Genomic DNA, 20,028 nt, shown 5'->3' on the forward strand with positions numbered 1-20,028 from the left:
GCCTTGACATTCGGGCCGCCGCTGCGCGCCTATTTGGGGGCCATCCTGATCGCTCCGTCCAGGCGAATGACCTCTCCGTTCAACATCGGGTTGGTTATGATGCTTTCGACCAATTGCGCATATTCGCCGGGCTGCCCCAACCGGCTGGGGAACGGCACCTGCTTTCCGAGGGAGTCCTGGGCCTCCTGGGGCAGCCCAGCAAGCAGCGGCGTCCAGAAGATGCCCGGTGCGATCGCCATGACCCTTATGCCATAACGCGCAAGCTCTCGCGCTATCGGCAGTGTCATTCCAACGATTCCACTCTTCGACGCGGCATAGCCGGCTTGACCGATCTGCCCATCATAGGCGGCAACCGACGCCGTGTTGACGATGACACCGCGCTCCTCGCCAACAGGTTCGGCGGTGTGAAGCCGCGCGGCGAAGGCAGAGAGCACATTGAACGAACCTATGAGATTGATCGTCACGATCCTGGAGAAGTCGGCAAGCGGCATCGGACTGCCGTCGCGATCTATCACCTTGCGCGGCGTGGCGATGCCGGCGCAATTGACCAGGATGCGAGCGACGCCGTGCCGCGCCTCAGCTTCCGCGATCGCCGCGTGAACGGCGACTTCGTCCGTCACATCCACAGCCAGGAAATGTCCTCTCAACTCCTCAGCCTGTGCGGAACCGAGCTTTGAATTGAGGTCGAAGATCGTGACCCTGGCTCCTAAGCGGGCAAGGCGCAGTGCCGTGCCAGCCCCGAGCCCCGATGCGCCTCCCGTGACGATTGCCGCAACGCCATCGATGTTCATCGCTTGTCTCTCCCTCAAATCAGTTCAATTGCCATTGCGGTCGCTTCGCCGCCGCCGATGCACAGGGCCGCGACGCCGCGCCGACCGCCCCGGCGTTGAAGCGCCGCCAGCAAGGTTGCCAGAATGCGCGCGCCCGACGCGCCGATCGGATGGCCCAGCGCTGTCGCTCCGCCATTTACATTGAGGCGGTCATCGGGGATTGCCAGGTCGCGCGCCGCGATCATCGCTACCGCGGCAAAGGCTTCGTTCACCTCGAACAGGTCGACATCCTCAACCGACCAGCCTGTTCTGCCGAGCAACGTCCGGATGGCGTGAACGGGAGCGGTGGTGAAGAGCGCGGGAGCATGCGCATGCGCCGCGGACCCGCTCAAGCGCGCTATTACCGGCATTTTGAGCCGCTCGGCAACGCTCCGCCGAGTCAATATAATGGCCGCCGCGCCATCGGAGATCGATGCCGAACTCGCCGCAGTGATCGTGCCGTTTGACGCGAATGCAGGCTTTAACGTCGGTATTTTCTCCGGCCGCGCCCTCCCCGGCTGCTCGTCCGTTGCGATGAATTGCGAGCCTGACCGCGTCCTTACAGGCACCGGCACGATTTCTTCGGCGAAGGCGCCCGTTTCGATTGCGGCCCGCGCCCGCTCCAGCGACCGAAGCGCATAGGCATCCTGCATCTCGCGCGTGAACTGATAGGCATCCGCCGTATCCTGCGCGAACGCGCCCATCGGCTTGCCCACGCTATAGGCATCCTCGAGACCGTCCATCATCATTGTGTCGATGACGCGGTCATGTCCGATCCGAGCGCCAGAGCGATGTTTGGGAAGGGCATAGGGCGCATTGGTCATGCTTTCCATGCCTCCGGCGACGATGACGTCGGCGGCGCCCGCTCGCAGCGCTTCGGCCGCCATGATGATTGCCTGCATGCCAGAGCCGCACATTTTGTTCACTGTCGTGGCCTGAACGCTCTCCGGAAGCCCGGCGCCGAGAGCGGCCTGTCGCGCCGGCGCCTGGCCGAGCGCCGCCGGCAGCACGCATCCCATGTAGATGCGGTCGATTGCTTCGCCCGGCACCTTGGCGCGTTCGACTGCCGCACGGACGGCGATAGCGCCAAGCTCCGTTGCGGCGACCGATGAAAACGCGCCTTGAAACCCGCCCATCGGAGTGCGGGCATAACTGGCAATCACGATAGGGTCGGTCTGCATAAATTTCCTTCAGCTTCAGGCGGATATGTCCGCTCCTGCTCCACGGATCTGGACAGCGCCTTCCTCGAATGATTTGAGGAAGAACAAGCGCCCCCCGGCACTTGTCATGATCAACTGCACAGCAGGATCGGCGTTTCGACAAGGCCGCGGAATGACTGCATGAACCGGGCCGCCAGGGCGCCGTCGATTGCGCGATGATCGAAGCTCGCCGTCGTCGCCATGATCGTCGCGAGCCCCACGGCACCATCGACCTTCCACGGCTGCTCCACCCCTGCGGCCGTGCCCAGAATGAGAGCCTGGGGCGGATTGATCACCGGAAACATCTCGTCGATCCCGAACATGCCGAGATTGGAGATCGAGCAGGTGCCGCCCTGATATTCCTCGGGCAGCAGCTTGCCATCGCGCGCCTTCGCGGCGAGCGCCTTCGTCTGCGTCGCTATGGCGGAAAGCGACAGCGCCTCAGCGCCCTTGATCACCGGAGTGATGAGGCCGCCGTCGATCGCAACCGCCATCGATATGTCGACGCGCGCGAAGCGATGCAGCTCCTCGCCGCCGAACTGGACGTTCGCGTCCGGCACTTCGACGAGCGCGAGCGCCAGGGCCTTGATCAGCATGTCGTTGACGCTGAGCTTGATGCTGCGCGGCGCGAGAGAGGCGTTCAATTCTCTGCGCAGCTTCAACAGCGGATCGATGTTGCAGCGTGCCGTCAGGTAGAAGTGCGGCACCGTCTGCTTGGATTCGGTGAGGCGCCGCGCGATGGTCTTTCGCATCGAACTGAGCTTGACCGTCTCGACAGGAACGCCGGAAGGCGGTGGGGCGATGGTCGCGACAGGGGACGGCACGGCGTCGATCGACCGTGCGACCGGGTCGTGGCGCGGGGTGACCAATGGCCCGATGCCAAGATCGGCGCGAACGATGCGGCCGTTGGGGCCGGTACCGGTGATGCCGCCAAGGTCAATGCCCTTCGCCTCCGCAATGCGCAATGCAAGCGGGCTAACCTTCACCCGCTCGGCGGGCGACACACGGGTGCGCGGCGCCGGCACCCTTGGCGCGGGCTTTGGCCGGACCGACTCTGGAGCGGATGGAGCGGGCGCTTGCGCGGCCTCGACAGGTCGGGCGATCGTCGGCTCGGCGCCGGCCAGCACCGGCCTGGGCGCGGTCTCGCCATTCTCCGCCATGACGGCAATGACCGTGCCGACCGCAACGTCTGCCGTTCCTTCGGGAACCACGAGGTTCGTTATCCTCCCCTCGTCCACGGCTTCGAATTCCATCGTGGCCTTGTCGGTCTCGATCTCGGCGAGGAGATCGCCGGCCTTCACCAGATCGCCCTCGGCGACCAGCCATTTTGCCAGCGTGCCCTTTTCCATCGTCGGCGACAGCGCCGGCATCTTCAGTTCGATGGCCATGTCAGTTTCCCAGGAAAAGTTCGGCGGCGGCTTCGATGATGGCGTCGCTGTCCAGCCGATAGGCGTGATAGAGATCGGGCAGGTCCCCGGTCTGGCCGAAACGGTCGGTCCCGAGCGGGCTCACCCGCATGCCCTTGACGCCGCCGAGCCAGGACAGCGCGGCGGGCGATCCGTCGAGCACCGTCACCAGGCCCGCGCCCGGTGCCAGCGCGGATAGCAACGTCTCAGCATGGCAGGGCGCGGCCGTTTCATCGGTCCAGCGCGCGGCGCGACGGGCCGACCAGCCGCGATGGAGCAGGTCAGGTGAGGTGACATTGAGCAGGCCGAGACCCGGAATGTCGTCGACAAGCTTTTCCCACGCCGCCAACGCTTCGGGCGCGACGACGCCGGTGAAGGCAATCGCGGCTTCAGCCCCTTCGGAAGGACGACGCAGCCAGTAACCGCCCTTCAACAGGTCGGCTTGCCAGCTGACGTCATCGCGTGCGACCTGCGGGATCGATCGGGTCGTCAGGCGCAGATAGACAGAGCTGCCGTCGGGCTGCTGCATATGGTCGAAGGCATAAGCCATCATCATGGCCAGCTCGTCGGCATAGGCCGGCTCGAAATAGGTGAGATTGGGCTGACCCATGCCGATCAGCGGGGTGTTGATCGACTGGTGCGCGCCGCCTTCCGCTGCCAGCGTAATCCCCGACGGCGTGCCCACCAGGAGGAAGCGGGAGTCCGAATAGCAGCCATAGTTCAGCGCATCGAGACCGCGGGCGATGAACGGGTCGTAGACAGTGCCGACCGGCAGCAGCCGTGTACCGAAATGCGGTGCGGCAAGGCCCAGCGAGGCCAGCATGAGGAAGAAGTTGTTCTCTGCAATGCCCAGCTCGATATGCTGACCCGCCGCATGCTGCGCCCATTTCTGTGCCGAGGGAATCTTCGCCTTGTGGAACACGTCGGCCAGCTCCTGCCGGCGAAACAGGCCGCGCTGGTTGACGAAGGCGCCGAGATTGGTGGTCTGGGTGACGTCAGGCGCGGTGGTGACAATGCGATCGGCCAGCTCCTCGCCCGATTTGGCGAGGTCGAGCAGGATGCGTCCGAAAGCGGCCTGGGTGGATTGTTCGGCGCCCTCGGGCGCGCGGATCGCCGGAACGGCGACTGCGGGCGCCAGCGGTTCCGTCTTGACCTTCGCGATCGGACTGTCGGCGATGAAAGCCTTCAGCTCTGTTGCGGCATTGTCGCCAAGGCCGCCCCAGGGTTCCCACTCCTCGCCTTCCCTGATGCCCAGGCCGGTGCGGAACTGCTCCATCTGGGCCGGGTTCATCATGCCCGAGTGATTGTCCTTGTGGCCCGCGAGCGGCAACCCGTGGCCCTTGACCGTATAGGCGATGAACAGGGTCGGCCGGTCGTCCTGCGCGCTGTCGAATGCGTCGACCAGCGTTTCGATGCAATGGCCGCCCAGATTGGTCATGAGCCGCGCCAGAGCCTCATCGTCATAGCTGTCGAGCAGCTTCCGGGCGTTTGGTTTCTGGCCAATATCGGCCATCAGCCTTTCGCGCCAGGCAGCGCCGCCCTGATAGGTGAGCGCCGCGAACTCGGCATTGGGGCAGCTGTCGATCCATTCTTCAAGCGCCCTGCCGCCGGGGCGCGCAAAGGCAGCGAGCTGCATCTTGCCATATTTGAGGGTGACAACGCGCCAGCCACATGTCTCGAAGATATCGTCGAAGCGCCGGAACATGCGATCCGCCGTGGTCGCATCCAGCGACTGGCGGTTATAGTCGACGATCCACCAGCAGTTGCGCAGATCGTGCTTGTAACCCTCGATCAGGCATTCGTAGATATTGCCCTCGTCGAGTTCGGCATCGCCCATCAGCGCGATCATGCGGCCCGCATCCTCCTCCCGCACCTGGCCGTGCGCGATAAGATAGTCCTGGACGAGTGAAGAGAAAGCCGTGACCGCGACGCCCAGGCCGACCGAGCCCGTGGAGAAGTCGACGGGGATAGTGTCCTTGGTACGGGAAGGATAGCTTTGCACACCCCCCAGACCGCGGAATTTCTGCATGCGATCGAGGGTCTGGTTGCCGAGCAGGTAATGGATGGCATGCAGTACCGGCCCCGCATGCGGCTTGACCGCCACTTTGTCCTGCGGACGAAGGGCATGGAAGTAGAGCGCCGCCATGATCGCGGTCATCGACGAACAACTGGCCTGATGGCCGCCGACCTTCAGGCCATCGCGTTTGGGCCGAAGATGATTGGCGTTGTGAATCATCCAGGAGGAAAGCCACAATAATCGCGTATCGAGATGCTCGAGCGCGTTGACGATGTCGCGTCGCGACTGGCTGCTCGCGGCTTCCATGCACTTGATCCTTCGAATTCGATCGGCGGTCGATAAATTGAGGAGGGCCGCCGCGGGTGTCACACCCTCCGCGGCTTCTTGCGCGATCAGATCAGCGTCCGGTCGGCGCCCTTCAGGCCCAGCATTTCGCGCGCTTCGGCGGGTGTCGCGGGCTCATGGCCGAGTTCGGCCAGGATGCGCTTGATCTTCTCGACCTGCTGGGCGTTCGATGCGGCGAGTTCGCCACGTCCGATATAAAGACTGTCCTCAAGCCCGACGCGAACATGCCCGCCCAGCAGCGCCGCCTGGGTTATGAACGGCATCTGGTGGCGGCCCGCCGCCAGCACCGACCATTTATAGCTCTCCTTGCCGAAAAGCCGGTCCGCGGTTTCCTTCATGAACACGAGGTTTTCGAGGTGCGCGCCCACTCCACCCAGGATTCCGAAGACCATCTGGACGAAGAATGGCGGCTTGATCAGGCCACGATCGATGAAATGCGCCAGCGTGTAGAGATGCGAAAGGTCATAGCATTCATGCTCATATTTGGTGCCCATGCCGCCCAGCGTCTCGAACATATAGGCGATGTCACGGAAGCTGTTGCGGAAGACATAATCGTCCGAATTGGCAATATAGTCCTTTTCCCACGGATATTTCCATTCCGTGATCTTGCCCGCCACGGGAAATAGCGCGAAGTTCATGCTCCCCATGTTGAGCGAGCATATCTCGGGCTGGAACCGGAGCGCGGCCGCGATGCGCTCCTGGACGGGCATGGTCAGACTGCCGCCGGTGGTAAGGTTGATAACCGCGTCGGTGCGCTGCTTGATCACCGGCAGGAAACGCGCGAACACCTCCGGATCGCCGGTCGGGTGGCCATCCTCGGGCCGACGTGCGTGCAGGTGGATGATCGCGGCCCCTGCTTCGGCGGCGGCAATCGACTCCTCAGCGATCTGTTCGGGGGTAATCGGCAGCGCATCGGACATGGTCGGCGTATGGATGCCTCCCGTGATTGCGCATGAAATGATGACTTTGGCCATGAAGCTCTCCATTAATAGGCCACCGCGCAAACCTCTCGGATCGCTTGGATTATTGCCTCGCCTAGCGGACGGCATGAGCCTCCCAATAGGCGCGCGCCCATGGCATGGGCAGATGGCGCATCCCGCCCTGAGATGCGTGGCAGGCATCGCTCAGGTGCTTCGATTGCGCTTGCTGCGGATGTGCGGATGACAGGCAGCCGATAGGTGCCAGCTATCGCCGGCAAGTTTCTGCCATATCGGTTTTATAGCTTTGGGCGACTAAACTCCCGCGATGCGGAGCGCGCAATCCTGCGGGTTTGTCCGGCGAAGGGCGGCACCCGAAGGAAACAAGGCGCGCAAATGATGGGCGGCGTGGCCGTCCCGACGGAAAAGAGAGACTAAGGAGAAGACAATGCAGATGCTTGATGAACGCCGATCCGAGATCGCGGCGAAAATTGTTCCGCCTTCGAAACTCGCTCATTTTGTTCTCCGCACGTCCCGCTTCGCGGAGATGGTGGATTGGTACAAGCTCGTGATGCATGCGACGGCCGCCTACGAAAATCCGGGCTTGTCTTTCCTGTCCTACGATGAAGAGCATCATCGCATCGCGATCGTGGCCGTTCCCGATCTGCACGACCAGGACGGTTCCGATGTCGGCCTGCATCATATCGCCTTCACCTATGACTCGCTTCACGACCTGCTGGAAAATTATCAGCGCCTGAAAGACCTTGGGATCGCGCCTGCATGGGCGATCAATCATGGCCCCACCACCTCGCTCTACTATCGCGACCCGGACGGCAATCATCTCGAATTCCAGGTCGAGAATTTCGTGACTGTCGAAGAATCGACGAAGTTCTTCTTTACGGAAGAGTTCAACGTCAATCCCATCGGCGTCGAGTTCGACCCGGACATGTTGCGTCAGCGGATGCTTGCGGGTGAGGACGAGACGGAACTCAAACGGCGTCCTGCAAGCGGACCGGTGGGACTGGACGCAGTCAAGATTTGACGAGGCCGGGATTCCATCGGGAACCGCGTGCCGGGCCTGAACAGGGGAACAGGGTCGAGGGATTCCGTCGGCCCAGGGTTCCTAGAGCAGATTCCGATCCGATTGCATCGGCTCGACTGCTCTAAGTTTTTGTTTTGTCGCGTTTTCCGAGTCAGCAGATGATTCCATCTGCTTGGAAAACGCTTGTCTTATGACATTGCGGTCCGTTTGGGTCATGCTGGATTGCCCGGGCCGGGGTGGCCACCCCGGCCCGGGCGGAAGGGGACGGATCGTGAAAGCGCCGGTCGTTGTGGGACCGGGTTAGAGTAGGATCGCCCCTTTCTTTTCGTGTCGGCCCGAACGGATACCGGGGTTTTGGACCCGGATGACAAGCATGGGACAGCGGAAAAGATGAGCGACAATCTACCACAGACGATCGGCATCGACATCTCCAAAGCGAGCCTCGATTGCTATGCTCACCCCATCGGCGTCGAGCGCCAGTTCACCAACACGGCCAAGGGCCACAAGGCACTGATCGCCTGGCTGCGACAATGGCCGGTCGAGCGGATCGCCTATGAGGCAACGGGCACCTATCATCGGGCGCTGGAGGCGGCTCTGGCCGACTGGCCCTGCGTGAAGCTCAACCCGGAGCGCGCCCGGCGCTTCGCCCAGGCGACTGGCATTCTGGCCAAGACCGATCGCATCGATGCCATGTTGCTGGCCCGTATGGCGGCCACCTTGCAGCCGCCGGTCAGACCCGCTCGAAGCGCACAGCAGGCGCAGATAGCGGAGCTCATCAATGCCCGAGACGGCCTCGTGCGCGATCGCACCGCGCTCAAGAATCGCGAGAAGAACCTCACCATCGCCTTCCTCAAGCGCCAGTGCCGGCAGCGGCTCGAGCAGATCGAACGGCATATCGAGGCGCTCGATACCGAGATCGCCAACCTGATCGCCGCCGATGCCGCGCTCGCCCGCCGGCATGAGATCCTCACCAGCATCGCCGGCGTCGGAACGCTGACCGCCAACCAGCTCATCGCCACCATGCCCGAACTCGGCAGCCTCGAGAACAAGCAGGCCGCATCCCTCGCCGGTCTCGCCCCCGTCGCTCGACAGTCCGGACAATGGAAAGGCAAGACCTTCATCCGTGGCGGACGCGCCAACGTGCGGCAGGCTCTCTATATGCCGGCCCTCGTCGCCGCCCGGTACAATCCCGATCTCAAGGCAAAATATCAGCAGCTCGTTACTGCCGGGAAGCCCGCCAAGATCGCCATCACCGCCGTCATGCGAAAGCTCGTCGTCACCGCGAACGCCATGCTCAAAGCCGATCGATGCTGGACGCAATCTCCAGCTTGATCATCACGGATACTCTAGCAACTTGCGGCTGGCGCACGCGCGGCGCCGGCTGCTTCATCCGCTTCATCGAACCGACGGCCCTGATGCCCGCTGCCTATCATGGGACAGAAACCGCCATCGTTTCCTTGAATAGCTAATCTTCAATAATACAACAAAGCCGGTGAATGTCGGCAGATCATAGATAAATGTCGGGAGGAAAAGATGCGTGTATGGCTGGTGACGACCGTTGCGTCCGTTTGTTTGATGCCGGGGATCGCCCTCTCGCAAGGCGCGCCGGCGGGGTCGGCCGTGCAGGAACCCGCATCGGCGGAGGAATCCACCGCCAATGGAACGGGCCTGGAAGAAATCATCGTAACCGCCCAGCGCCGGGTCGAAAGCTCGCAGCGCGCGGCGGTTGCGATAAATGTCGTCGACGGCGCCGCATTGCTGAAGGCCGGCGTGACGCAGGCGGATCGGCTCAACGAACAGGTTCCTGCGCTCTCCATCCAGCCGACGAGCACCGGCAATCTGATTTTCATCCGGGGCGTCGGCAATTTCACGCTTACCCAGAACAGCGATCCGGCCTCTGCATTCAACTATGACGGCGTTTATGTGGGCCGCCCGACCGGCACGGTTGGCGTTTTCTACGATCTCGAACGGGTCGAGGTGTTGAAAGGTCCGCAAGGAACGCTGTACGGCCGCAACGCGACGGGCGGCGCGATCAACGTCATCCCCGTGCAGCCGAAGCCTGGCGATTTTTCCGGCCATGGCTCCCTGAGCTATGGCAATTACGATGCCCTCATCGCGGAAGCAGCGGTCAACATACCCATGGGCGATGACGGGGCTCTCCGCATATCGGGCATGCGCTCGAAGCGGGATGGCTATAATCGCGATGGAACATCTGACGAGGATATTACCGCATTGCGCGTGCAGTTGAAGGCACGCCTGACGCCCAACCTGACCGTTCGCCTCGCCGCCGACCATGCGGATCTGGGCGGCGTGGGTACGAGCGTCGGTTACGACGGGCACTATGTCTATAATCCTCTGGCCGGCCGATACGCCTTTGCGCCGGCGAGCGTGCCTGCCTCCGATGGCGTGCTCACGCCTTTGGCGCAGGCCTATCGCGTCACCGTCAACGCCGGCCCGGCAGGCCGCAAGTTGGACCCGCTGGCCATCGCGCCCTATCAGAATAATCGGTTTTACGGCGCCAACGGGCTGATCGAGTGGACGACGCCCATCGGCACGCTCTCGGTCATTCCCGCATGGCGCTACAACAAGCTCGATTATCTGGCGACCAGCGGCGCCTTCGGGGCGCTCCAGCGCGAGACCGATGAGCAATACAGCCTTGAGGCACGTTTCGCCGGCAACCGCGTCGGCAGCATCGACTATACGATAGGCGCGCTTTACTATCATGAGGACATCTCTGCCGATGTCGCGCTGAGCACCTCGGCTTCGGCAGCATTCTCCAACGCGCGCTACGTCACGGAATCGATCGCGCCCTTCGGCCGGTTGACACTCCATCTGAACGACCGTGTCAGACTTGTCGGCGGTATCCGCTATACCGAGGATCGCAAGCGGTTCGCCGGCACGAGCATCTCAGGCGCGATCGTCTGCCAGCTACGGGTCGCGGGCGTGCCCACCTGTCCCAACGCTCCGCTCTTTCCCGTTGTGGAGACGCCGGCGCAGTTTCCCTTCGCCTTCCCCGCGGCGGGATCACCGCCGGTGCCGCTTCGCGTTGGCGGCGTGCCGACAGGGGCCCTCCTCATCCGCGGCGACCGAAACGACGATCAGCACCTGACCAACCGCCGCGTGACATATCGCGGCGCGGTCGAGTTCGATCTGGCTCCGCAATCGATGCTCTATGCGAGCGTGGAAACCGGCTATCGGTCGGGCGGCTTTTCAGCCGCCACCGGTTTCGAGACATATGATCCCGAATTTATCACGGCCTATACGATCGGATCGAAGAACCGGTTTTTCGACAACCGGGTGCAGCTCAACATCGAGGGTTTCTGGTGGGAATATAAGGACCAGCAGGTGTCGTCCGTCCGTCCCGACCTTGCAGGACGCATCACCAATATCACCCAGAATATCGGGCAGTCGCGCATTCGCGGTATAGAGGTCGAGGCGCGGGTATTGGCCACTCCGACGACTTTGATCAGTGGCGACGTCCAGTATCTTGACAGCCGCAACAAGTCGTTCACTTATGTAAACCAGAATAGCGGCGTGCCGCCATTGACCGGCTGCATCGCCACTCTGGATACCGCGGCGAACCGTTATAATGTGGATTGCGCGGGCAAGCCGGGCTTCAACTCGCCGAAATGGACGCTGAACATCGCTGCCCAACAGACAATTCATGTCGGCGATTTCGACATCGTCGCCAGTGCCGATACGCAGTATCGCAGTTCCCGGTATCTGGGTTTCCTCTATCTCCCCGAACAGCGCGCCTCGGGCGTCTGGCGCAGCAATGCGCAGTTGAGCTTCGGTCCGGCGAACGGAAACTGGTCGATCGCTGCGTTCGTTCGCAACATCGAGAATAACCGCACCCCGGTCTTCTCCTCGACGCAACCCATCGCCAACATCCTCGTATCGACCCGCGCCGCGCCGCGCACTTATGGCGCCCGCGCCGCAGTGAAATTCTAGAGCAGATTCCGATCCGATTGCATCGGCTCGACTGCTCTAAGTTTTTGTTTTGTCGCGTTTTCCGAGTCAGCAGATGATTCCATCTGCTTGGAAAACGCTCTAGCTGGGAAATGTCCGTGCATAAGAGAAACCAAGTCAAATCCTTCGCAACGGCCTTGCTGTCGATAGTCGCCGCCGCGCCGCTGGCCGCCGCGCCGTCCGTGGACATGGTGCGCCAGGGCGTGGTCCTTGACGGCGTGACCGTCATCGATACACGCACCGGCGCGGCAAGACCCAACAGCGCCGTGTGGATACAGGGCGAACGGATCGTCAAGGTTGCGCCGGCGCACAGCTTCAAGGTCGCTCGAACCGCGCGCCGCGTGTCGCTGCCGGGCAGGTTTGTCGTGCCTGGCTACAACGACATGCATGCGCACAACCTGAATAGCGCAAGTCCCGCAACGAGCCTGCCGCTCATGCTGGCGAGCGGAATTACGGGGTTCCGCCAGATGGCAGGCTCTCCGGAATTGCTGGCGGCGCGTGCATCGGGGAAGCCTATCCTGCCGCCAGAATCCCCGGCCCTGTTGGCTATGCCCGGTGCGATACTCATCCCCGGAGCAAGCGCCACTGCCGAGTGGATGCGGGCCGAAGTCCGCCGGCAGAAGCAACAGGGCGCCGATTTCATCAAGATAGCGGATGCCGGCCGCGAAGCCTATCTGGCGGCGATTGACGAAGCGCGTCTCAACGGGCTTCCGATCGCAGGCCATCTTGTCCCGTCGGTCACGATCAGGGAGGCCGCCGGGCATGGGATGACGTCGGTTGAGCATCTTGGCCCAGGCATCAGCGTCTTGCTGAGTTGCTCGCGTGACGAGGACGCGCTGCGGCGAATTCTGTCTTCGGCACCGGAACCGGCGGAGGCTCCGGCGAATGCCGCGCCGGAGGAGTGGAAGCGGCTTTTGGCCAATCCCATGGCGCAGCTTCCGCCGCCCGCCATCAGGCTGATCGCGCGGACGGTAGCGACGTTCGACGAAGCGAAATGCCGCACGCTCGCCCGCGATCTCGCGGCCGGGGCCATGTGGCAGGTCCCGACTCTGGCGCGACTGGAAGCGATGGAGATAGGCGACGGCCCATCCCTGCGCGACAATCCGGACAATAAATATGTGCCCGCGGAATCACGCGCGCTCTGGAACTTGGTCGGTGATGCGTTCAGCCGCCGAATGGCCGCGGGCGACCGGGAGACGCTTCGGAATCTGTTCGAACTCCAGTTGAAGGTGACGAAGCTGTTCGACGAAGCGGGCGTCAAGATGCTGGCCGGAACGGACTTCGGCGGAGGGTGGCTGCCCCCTGCTTCATTGCATCATGAGTTCGACCTGCTCGCGCGAGCCGGCATTCCTCCCTTGCGCATCTTGCAGATGACGACGATCGACGCGGCGCGCTTTCTCGGACGGGAACGGACGATGGGCGCGGTGGAGCCGGGGATGGCCGCCGATCTGGTCGTCCTCAATGCCAATCCGCTGGCGGCGGCTGGAAACCTTCACGGCATTGCCGCCGTGATGCGCGCCGGACGCCTCTACATGCGTGCGGAGCTCGATGCACTGAAGCGGCGGTCGACGCCGCGATGAGGGACTTTTCCGGCAGTCGCGGCGCCAGTGCGCTTCTCTGAACCGGGCAAGCATAAAGGACGAGCATATGAATCACTCGGTCGAGGACGTCATCCGGGAGTTGGAGAATCGGAGGATCGCCGCTCTCGTGTCAACGGATCTGGCTGCCCTCAACAATCTCCTTGCCGATGATCTCGTGCATGTGCACGGAAACGGGAAAATCGACGATAAGGAAGAGTATCTGCAAGGTGTGGCCAGCAAATATCGTTACCATTCCATCCAGCGAGGCGATCTCAACATACGCGTTTTCGGGAATGTGGCGATCGTAGTAGGTCGTCTGTCGCAAACGGTCTGAGAACGGCGGTGCAAAATTAGACCACGGTGGCGGCGGCGAAGTGCTGCTGCGGGCGGCGTAAAAGTCGTCCACTTTGCCTTCTTTGCGCGAGCAGGGAGGGCGTGGAGATATATACCGTGGATCTTTACCTGAAGGTGCGTCTTGCTTGCGCGGGCGGCATGAGCCAGCGTGAGGCGGCGAAGCATTTCAACGTATCGCGCGACACGGTCCGCAAGATGCTGTCGTATTCGGAGCCCCCCGGTTACCGCCGGACGGCGGCGGTGCGGCGGCCCAAGCTGGAAGCGTTCGTTCCGATCATCGATGCATGGCTTGATGGTGACCGTCAGGTTCCGCGCAAGCAGCGTCATACGGCGAAGCGGGTATTTGACCGCCTTCGCGAAGAGCACGGTTTCACCGGCGGCTACACGATCATCAAGGATTACATCCGACAGCGCGAGCAGCGCAGCCGGGAGATGTTCGTGCCGCTGGCGCATGCGCCCGGCCATGCCCAGGCAGATTTTGGTGAGGCCATGGTCGAGATCGGCGGTGTTGTGCAGAAGGCGCATTTCTTCGTGCTCGATCTACCGCACAGCGACGCCTGCTACGTGCGCGCCTATCCCGCTGCCGTTGCCGAGGCATGGATGGACGGCCACGTGCACGCCTTCGCGTTTTTCGGCGCGGTGCCGCTGTCGATCGTCTACGATAACGACCGCTGCCTGGTCTCGAAGATCCTGCCCGACGGCACGAGGCAGCGCGCCCGGCTGTTCAGCGGCTTCCTGTCGCATTACCTGATCCGCGATCGTTACGGCCGTCCCGGCAGGGGGAACGACAAAGGCAGTGTTGAAGGGCTGGTCGGTTATGCTCGCCGCAACTTCATGGTGCCGATCCCCCGGTTCGCGACGTGGGAGGCGTTCAACCTGTGGCTCGAGGAGCAATGCCGCAAGCGTCAGAACGACCGGCTGCGGGGCGAGAGCGAGACGATCGGCGAGAGGCTGAAGCGCGATCTGGCGGCGATGCAGGAACTGCCGGCTGCCCCGTTCGAGGCTTGTGACCAGACCAGCGGCCAGGTCTCGTCGCAGGCGCTGGTGCGTTACCGGACCAATGATTACTCGGTGCCGGTGCGCTTCGGCCATCAGGAGGTATGGATCCGGGGCTATGTCGGCGAGGTGGTGATCGGCTGCCGGGGCGAGGTCATTGCCCGTCATGTGCGCAGCTACGAGCGCGAGGACGTGATCTTCGATCCCATCCATTACCTTCCCCTGATCGAACAGAAGATCAATGCGCTCGATCAGGCAGCGCCCCTGCAAGGCTGGCACCTGCCCGAAGCGTTTGCAACGCTGCGCCGCCTCATGGAAGCTCGTATGGGCAAGCATGGTCGGCGCGAGTATGTGCAGGTGCTGCGTCTGCTGGAGAGCTTCACGCTTGCCGATCTGCATGCGGCCGTAAAGCAGGCTCTCGATATCGGGGCGATCGGCTTTGATGCCGTGAAGCATCTCCTGCTGTGCCGGGTGGAGCGCCGACCACCCCGATTGGACATGGCGATCTATCCCTATCTGCCCAGAGCCAGGGTGGAGACGACATCGGCGCGCTCCTACATGCAGTTGCTCTCGGGCGATGCGAAGGATGCGGCATGAGCAGTCCGTCCCCCGAGCTGTTACTGGCCAGCCACCTCAAGACGCTCAAGCTACCAACCTTCCTGCGCGAGCATGACAAGCTGGCCCGGCGATGCGCGGCCGAGGGCGCAGATCACGTCCGCTACCTTGCCCGGCTTGTCGAACTGGAGCTGATCGACCGGGAACGCCGGATGGTCGAGCGCCGGATCAAGGCTGCGAAGTTCCCGGCCGCCAAGAGCCTCGACAGCTTCGACTTTGCCGCGATCCCCAAGCTCAACAAGATGCAGGTGCTGGAACTGGCACGCTGCGACTGGATCAACCGCCGCGAGAACGTCATAGCCCTTGGTCCCTCGGGAACCGGCAAGACCCATGTGGCGATCGGCCTCGGCCTTGCCGCCTGCCAGAAGGGCCTGACGGTCGGCTTCACCACCGCGTCCGCGCTGGTCAGCGCGATGATGGAGGCACGCGACGAACGCCGCCTTCTGCGCCTCCACAAGCAAATGGCCGGATACAAGCTCCTCATCATCGATGAACTGGGGTTCGTGCCGCTCTCGAAAACCGGCGCGGAACTGCTGTTCGAGCTGATCTCGCAGCGTTACGAGCGCGGCTCGACGCTGATCACCAGCAACTTGCCGTTCGACGAGTGGACCGAAACGTTCGGCTCCGAGCGCCTGACAGGCGCGCTCCTCGACCGGCTTACCCACCACGTCTCCATACTCGAGATGAACGGAGAGAGCTATCGTCTGGCCCAAAGCCAGGCGCGCAAGGCACGCTCCAACCCCTGACAGAAAAGACCATCCGTGTGTTGGCGACCCCCACTCGGGCTACGCCCTCGCGGCGCTCGCCAGCACACGGATCACCCGGCCTGATTTTGCGCCGCCCAATGGCCGACTTTTACTCCGCCGTTGACATAACTTCTTACCTTTGCCCCTTCACGGCCCGCCACAGGGTCGCGAGGCTGGTCAGCACCGCTGCCACTCCAAGAAGAAACGATCCGTCGATAATCATCATTGCCGACTCCTTTTCCGCCCGATATGTTCGCTATTTGTTCTCATGTAGGAAAGAGGGATTCTGCGATGTGCGTTCTGATCACCCCGATTTCGGATAGTGTTCGCCTGCGGGTTACCGGCGACGTGGAAACGGTGCTGGCAGTGCCTTATGAAAATGATGACCGCTTTCTGGTTGGCCTGAGCGATGGCACATTGCTGATGGGCTTCTTAGACAAGGACATGCGCTGTCGCTGGGAAGTCGCTCGCGATGGTGCGGGATTCGTTCATTTCGAAGGCAATGCTGCCCGTGTCGAGTGGCGCATCGAATGGCTGACTATCGCGGCATTCGACGCCCGCGTGGTGGAGCCCGCCAATCCGCCGGCTTTGCCGCTTTTTCCGGACCTTGATCGCTGGGCGGCATGAGGCCGGCGAGCGCTCCGCGCCAGAATGCGAGGTCAGGAACAGCCGCCGTCAATGGCATGCCTGCGATCCAACTACGGATTACCGATGCCGCTCGCAGGCCGTGACGGGTATGAACGCAGGTTCGCCATATCCTCCGTAAACGTCACTGAGCAGCCAGGTGCGCTCGGCGTCCGCATCCCCGTGGCCGATGCTCTTCCACCAGAAGCGCAAGGCGGCATCCCAGCGATACCCCCTCGCTTTCAGACGATCCTTGGAATCGAACGGCGCATCGACGGCATTGACGCGCCAGGTTGGCTGATCCGAACGGGCGATCAGTTTTGCAAGGATTGTCTCGCCGTCCGGCAATCCGTGTGAAAGCAGATAGAGAAGAGCAAGGATGTCGTTTTCGGCCCGGTGCCCCTCGTAGAACCACCCACATTGCGAAACGAGATGCGCAAGCGCGCGCCCCTCGAAACCAAGCTCGAGCCAGTCGAGCTCGGCCATGGAACAGGCCCATGGCTTGCCGGCAATGGCTGGCAGACGACGATCGACGAACGGCCGGTCGAATGCGGCATTATGGGCAACGATGATGTCAGCGGAGGCGAGTATGTCCACGGCCGCAGCATCGTCGATTGCTTGGCCTGCAACGTCTTCCTCCGTCAGGCCAGTCAGCATCGTGATCCTGGGGTCCAGCGGCATGGCCGGATCCTCACGCCAGACGCGGGGCATGCCGACCTGAATGATGCGCCCTCGTGCGTCGAACCGGAAGCGCTGGACAGCCAGTTCGATGATGCGATCCGCATCGTGGTTCAGCCCGGTCGTCTCGACGTCGATCGCGACGCCAATCCGGCTCGGGACGGATGGGACCGCCTCATGGAAGGCCGATACCGGCATGAGGCGTCGCTGTACACGGAAGTCAGGATGTGCGCCCAACAATTCGGCCGCATGCGCATGGCGATCATGGACCGCGTTCATGCTGCCTCGACGACCCTGAAGACGGCGCCGCTTCCAGCATCACGCACGAGATCGACCCGCCTTCCATCCCAGTGATAATCCAGATGCCGGCCCTGAACAGGACCGGACGCGCAATCAGGGTAGAAGAGAGCGACACATTCCCCACCAGCGTCCCGAACGCTTGGATAAGCAATGCCGTTCGACCCATCCGCGCGCAAGCGCGCCGCGAGTTGCTGCGCCGCTCGATAGCTATCCGCGTCAAGACAAGCCCGAAATTCGTGCATATCGCCACGAAGATCGTGAAGCTCGGCATCGACCTTCATCACGATCTCACGGAACTGAGACGTCCAGCCCGCAACCTCGCTGGTCCTCGCCATGAAGGCTGCATGATGATGGATCGTCTCGAACAGCGCGGTTTCATAGGAGCGCGCCACGTATAGGACGCCAAATTCTCCGCCCGAGAAGCGGCTCGGTCGATCGATACTGACATCCGTGAACGATGCCATCAGATATGAGGAACCGGCGCCTCCAACCCGGCGCCCCAGCGGCACGAGATCGATGTTGCCGACGGATGCCATGATGCGCGGGTTAGTCTTCTGCTCGGCTGAAAGCAGAAGGGGCCAATCGGCAGGATCGGCAATATCCTCGAACAAATCGATGGGAGGATAGATGCTGCGGATGATCCTGACCGCCCCCTCCCATTCGACCTTGCTGACCGGCGGTTCGTCTGGCGTCGTCACCAGCCACCACGCTCCGCGTCTAGATAGCGCCGGACCCGCATGATGTCGGTCAGTTCTCCCCCGATCATCACCTGCAAGGCGCTGGCGCCGCTAAAAGCGGCATTGGGGGCCTTGATCCAGTCATATCCGCGCTGCGGCTCCTGAAAGATGATCCGCAAAGCCTTGTGGATGCCCATCAGGTTGGAAAGCCGGGCCAGCCCGTCGCGCGAGATACGTCCCGGCCCCTCTGCCTTCCACCTGCGGTAGGTCCGCACCGGCATGTCGGTCAGCACAGCAGCCTGCTCATCCGTGACACCCCATCGCGCAAAAAGGTTGAGCGCCGCACGGAACAGCGCACCACCTTCTTCCTGCGAAATCGGCTCTGGCCGGAAAGGGGCCGGAACAGTGTCAATCGGCTGCAACATCGCCATACATACCTCCATCTGGCATGACGTAATTCATATAATGCCATTTGGCAATATTTAGACAGTTAGGAGTCAATAAGTGTCAGGTGCCAAACATGGGGTGGATCACCTCCGCGCCATCCCGCAACCGACAGAGATAATTCGACCACCACTGCGCCATGCGAACCCGCTCGTCCCAATGCGCCCCGCGATGATAAGCAGCCCGGACGCTGTCACGCTCGCGATGCGCCAACGACCGTTCGATTGCATCGGGATGCCACAAGCCGCTTTCATTCAGAAGCGTGCTCGCAGTGGATCGAAATCCGTGCGAGGTCATCTCCTCGCCGGTAAAGCCCATTCGCCGGATCGCGATGTTCAGCGTATTTTCGCAAATGGGCTTGAGCCATGTACTGTTTGCAGGAAACAGATAGTCACCGCGATTCCCCAACGCTCGGAGATCCCGCAGCAAATCAAGCGTTTGCTTCGACAAGGGAAAAACATGAGGCTTGCGCATCTTCGTGCGCTCGGCAGGCACGCGCCAAATCGCCGCCTCGAAATCAATCTCGTCCCACTTTGCCTTCCGCAGTTCGCCTGGACGGAGATAGACATGCGGGGCCAACTGCAGAGCAAAGCGCGTTTCAATCCTGCCGCCATAGCCATCGATCGCACGCAGCAGTTCGCCAACCTTCTCCGGCTTCAGGATGGCGGCATGATGCTTTACCTTCGGGCTGACCAGCGCACCACGCAGAATGTCGGCCGGGTTGTGCTGCGCCCGTAAGGTTGCCACCGCATAACGGAATACGCGGCCGGAGAATGCACGGGCGCGGGTGGCAGATTCATAATGCTCTTTCTGCTCGAACCGCTTGAGCGCCCTGAGCAACTCATGGGCCGTGATGTCCTTGATGGGCCGATTGCCGATCTTGGGGTCCAGCACGTCGCGAAACCACCGCATCTTCTTGAGCGTGGCGGGAGCCTTGCCCTCGATCTCCATCTTCGCGATGAATTCGTCCGCCACGACCCGGAAGGTCGTGCGGGCCGCAGCCTCGGCCTTCAGCCTCTCCTGCTTCCTGTGCGCAACAGGGTCGACGCCCTGCTCAAGATATTCCCGGGCTTCGTCGCGCTTCTCGCGCGCCTCTCTCAGGCTCATGTCGGGATAGCGCCCCAGCGCCATCTTCTTCTCGATGCCGTGAAAGCGGAACTTCACCCGCCATAGCAGCGAGCCATTGGGGTTGACCAGGAGATAGAGCCCGGCGCCGTCGGCGACCTTATAGGCTTTTTCCCTGGGCTTCAGGGTCTTGATCTGAACTGCAGTCAGCATCTGGGGGCCTCGACTCAAGCATGTCATTTAGG

The 20,028-nt window shown here is 62.3% G+C and carries 17 protein-coding genes; 8 read left to right on the top strand and 9 right to left on the bottom strand.

The features are described 5' to 3' along the window. Window positions 1–29 precede the first annotated feature (29 nt). The 5 genes from LDB29_RS12270 to LDB29_RS12290 all read right to left on the bottom strand — a co-directional run bounded on the left by LDB29_RS12270 (window position 30) and on the right by LDB29_RS12290 (window position 6,750). A complete protein-coding gene (locus LDB29_RS12270; protein ID WP_257554275.1) occupies window positions 30–791 on the bottom strand; it encodes an SDR family NAD(P)-dependent oxidoreductase in 762 nt (253 codons plus the stop codon). A gap of 14 nt (window positions 792–805) precedes the next feature. Then, window positions 806–1,990: an acetyl-CoA C-acyltransferase gene (locus LDB29_RS12275; protein ID WP_099186029.1), complete on the bottom strand. Its 1,185-nt coding sequence runs from the start codon at window positions 1,988–1,990 to the stop codon at window positions 806–808. A gap of 110 nt (window positions 1,991–2,100) precedes the next feature. Next, a complete protein-coding gene (locus LDB29_RS12280; protein WP_099186030.1) occupies window positions 2,101–3,396 on the bottom strand; it encodes a pyruvate dehydrogenase complex dihydrolipoamide acetyltransferase in 1,296 nt (431 codons plus the stop codon). Window position 3,397: 1 nt separating this feature from the next. Then, window positions 3,398–5,737, bottom strand: a complete 2,340-nt coding sequence (locus LDB29_RS12285; RefSeq protein ID WP_025551420.1) for a transketolase — start codon at window positions 5,735–5,737, stop codon at window positions 3,398–3,400. 86 nt (window positions 5,738–5,823) lie between these two features. Then, a complete protein-coding gene (locus tag LDB29_RS12290) occupies window positions 5,824–6,750 on the bottom strand; it encodes a 3-keto-5-aminohexanoate cleavage protein (protein WP_037483882.1) in 927 nt (308 codons plus the stop codon). Window positions 6,751–7,141: 391 nt separating this feature from the next. Here LDB29_RS12290 and LDB29_RS12295 point away from each other — a divergent pair, with 391 nt between their 5' ends. From LDB29_RS12295 to LDB29_RS12330, 8 genes are all read left to right on the top strand, one after another. Then, window positions 7,142–7,735, top strand: coding sequence for a VOC family protein (locus LDB29_RS12295; RefSeq protein ID WP_025551417.1), 594 nt, complete (start codon window positions 7,142–7,144; stop codon window positions 7,733–7,735). 390 nt (window positions 7,736–8,125) lie between these two features. Continuing rightward, complete coding sequence (locus tag LDB29_RS12300; RefSeq protein ID WP_099186995.1) at window positions 8,126–9,067, top strand: IS110 family transposase; 942 nt, start codon at window positions 8,126–8,128, stop codon at window positions 9,065–9,067. 201 nt (window positions 9,068–9,268) lie between these two features. Next, complete coding sequence (locus tag LDB29_RS12305; protein ID WP_025552259.1) at window positions 9,269–11,686, top strand: TonB-dependent receptor; 2,418 nt, start codon at window positions 9,269–9,271, stop codon at window positions 11,684–11,686. 116 nt (window positions 11,687–11,802) lie between these two features. Beyond that, the gene (locus LDB29_RS12310; protein ID WP_157846868.1) at window positions 11,803–13,284 is read left to right on the top strand and encodes an amidohydrolase family protein; all 1,482 of its coding nucleotides are present in this window, start codon (window positions 11,803–11,805) and stop codon (window positions 13,282–13,284) included. Window positions 13,285–13,351: 67 nt separating this feature from the next. Beyond that, the gene (locus tag LDB29_RS29390) at window positions 13,352–13,618 is read left to right on the top strand and encodes a nuclear transport factor 2 family protein (protein WP_373886260.1); all 267 of its coding nucleotides are present in this window, start codon (window positions 13,352–13,354) and stop codon (window positions 13,616–13,618) included. Window positions 13,619–13,734: 116 nt separating this feature from the next. Next, window positions 13,735–15,231 (top strand): IS21 family transposase, encoded by a 1,497-nt coding sequence (gene istA, locus LDB29_RS12320; RefSeq protein WP_082430708.1) that lies wholly within the window; start codon window positions 13,735–13,737, stop codon window positions 15,229–15,231. After that, a complete protein-coding gene (istB, locus tag LDB29_RS12325; RefSeq protein ID WP_054944222.1) occupies window positions 15,228–15,995 on the top strand; it encodes an IS21-like element helper ATPase IstB in 768 nt (255 codons plus the stop codon). The genes istA and istB overlap by 4 nt, the downstream gene beginning before the upstream one ends. A 291-nt stretch (window positions 15,996–16,286) precedes the next feature. Beyond that, window positions 16,287–16,622 (top strand): hypothetical protein, encoded by a 336-nt coding sequence (locus LDB29_RS12330; protein ID WP_103001310.1) that lies wholly within the window; start codon window positions 16,287–16,289, stop codon window positions 16,620–16,622. A gap of 78 nt (window positions 16,623–16,700) precedes the next feature. Here the strand turns inward: LDB29_RS12330 and LDB29_RS12335 are convergent, their stop codons facing one another. From LDB29_RS12335 to LDB29_RS12350, 4 genes are all read right to left on the bottom strand, one after another. Continuing rightward, a complete protein-coding gene (locus tag LDB29_RS12335; RefSeq protein ID WP_257554280.1) occupies window positions 16,701–17,576 on the bottom strand; it encodes a 3'-5' exonuclease in 876 nt (291 codons plus the stop codon). Then, window positions 17,573–18,298, bottom strand: a complete 726-nt coding sequence (locus LDB29_RS12340; RefSeq protein ID WP_257557028.1) for an RES family NAD+ phosphorylase — start codon at window positions 18,296–18,298, stop codon at window positions 17,573–17,575. The genes LDB29_RS12335 and LDB29_RS12340 overlap by 4 nt, the downstream gene beginning before the upstream one ends. Beyond that, entirely contained in the window at window positions 18,292–18,705 is a 414-nt protein-coding gene (locus LDB29_RS12345; RefSeq protein ID WP_103001313.1) for an MbcA/ParS/Xre antitoxin family protein, read from the bottom strand. The genes LDB29_RS12340 and LDB29_RS12345 overlap by 7 nt, the downstream gene beginning before the upstream one ends. Before the next feature lie 76 nt (window positions 18,706–18,781). After that, the gene (locus tag LDB29_RS12350) at window positions 18,782–19,996 is read right to left on the bottom strand and encodes an integrase arm-type DNA-binding domain-containing protein (protein ID WP_103001307.1); all 1,215 of its coding nucleotides are present in this window, start codon (window positions 19,994–19,996) and stop codon (window positions 18,782–18,784) included. Window positions 19,997–20,028 lie beyond the last annotated feature (32 nt).

It is taken from the genome of Sphingobium sp. CFD-2, from assembly GCF_024611135.1.
GTDB classification, from domain to species: domain Bacteria; phylum Pseudomonadota; class Alphaproteobacteria; order Sphingomonadales; family Sphingomonadaceae; genus Sphingobium; species Sphingobium fuliginis.

Excerpts from the sequence above, each read along its gene's own strand:
- LDB29_RS12295 (WP_025551417.1), top strand. The coding sequence starts at position 7,142 with ATGCAGATGCTTGATGAACGCCGATCCGAGATCGCGGCGAAAATTGTT.
- istB (WP_054944222.1), top strand. The coding sequence starts at position 15,228 with ATGAGCAGTCCGTCCCCCGAGCTGTTACTGGCCAGCCACCTCAAGACG.
- LDB29_RS12330 (WP_103001310.1), top strand. The coding sequence starts at position 16,287 with ATGTGCGTTCTGATCACCCCGATTTCGGATAGTGTTCGCCTGCGGGTT.
- LDB29_RS12305 (WP_025552259.1), top strand. The coding sequence starts at position 9,269 with ATGCGTGTATGGCTGGTGACGACCGTTGCGTCCGTTTGTTTGATGCCG.
- LDB29_RS12280 (WP_099186030.1), bottom strand. The coding sequence starts at position 3,396 with ATGGCCATCGAACTGAAGATGCCGGCGCTGTCGCCGACGATGGAAAAG.
- LDB29_RS12290 (WP_037483882.1), bottom strand. The coding sequence starts at position 6,750 with ATGGCCAAAGTCATCATTTCATGCGCAATCACGGGAGGCATCCATACG.
- LDB29_RS12345 (WP_103001313.1), bottom strand. The coding sequence starts at position 18,705 with ATGGCGATGTTGCAGCCGATTGACACTGTTCCGGCCCCTTTCCGGCCA.
- LDB29_RS12285 (WP_025551420.1), bottom strand. The coding sequence starts at position 5,737 with ATGGAAGCCGCGAGCAGCCAGTCGCGACGCGACATCGTCAACGCGCTC.
- LDB29_RS12275 (WP_099186029.1), bottom strand. The coding sequence starts at position 1,990 with ATGCAGACCGACCCTATCGTGATTGCCAGTTATGCCCGCACTCCGATG.
- LDB29_RS12270 (WP_257554275.1), bottom strand. The coding sequence starts at position 791 with ATGAACATCGATGGCGTTGCGGCAATCGTCACGGGAGGCGCATCGGGG.
- LDB29_RS29390 (WP_373886260.1), top strand. The coding sequence starts at position 13,352 with ATGAATCACTCGGTCGAGGACGTCATCCGGGAGTTGGAGAATCGGAGG.
- LDB29_RS12300 (WP_099186995.1), top strand. The coding sequence starts at position 8,126 with ATGAGCGACAATCTACCACAGACGATCGGCATCGACATCTCCAAAGCG.
- LDB29_RS12335 (WP_257554280.1), bottom strand. The coding sequence starts at position 17,576 with ATGAACGCGGTCCATGATCGCCATGCGCATGCGGCCGAATTGTTGGGC.
- LDB29_RS12350 (WP_103001307.1), bottom strand. The coding sequence starts at position 19,996 with ATGCTGACTGCAGTTCAGATCAAGACCCTGAAGCCCAGGGAAAAAGCC.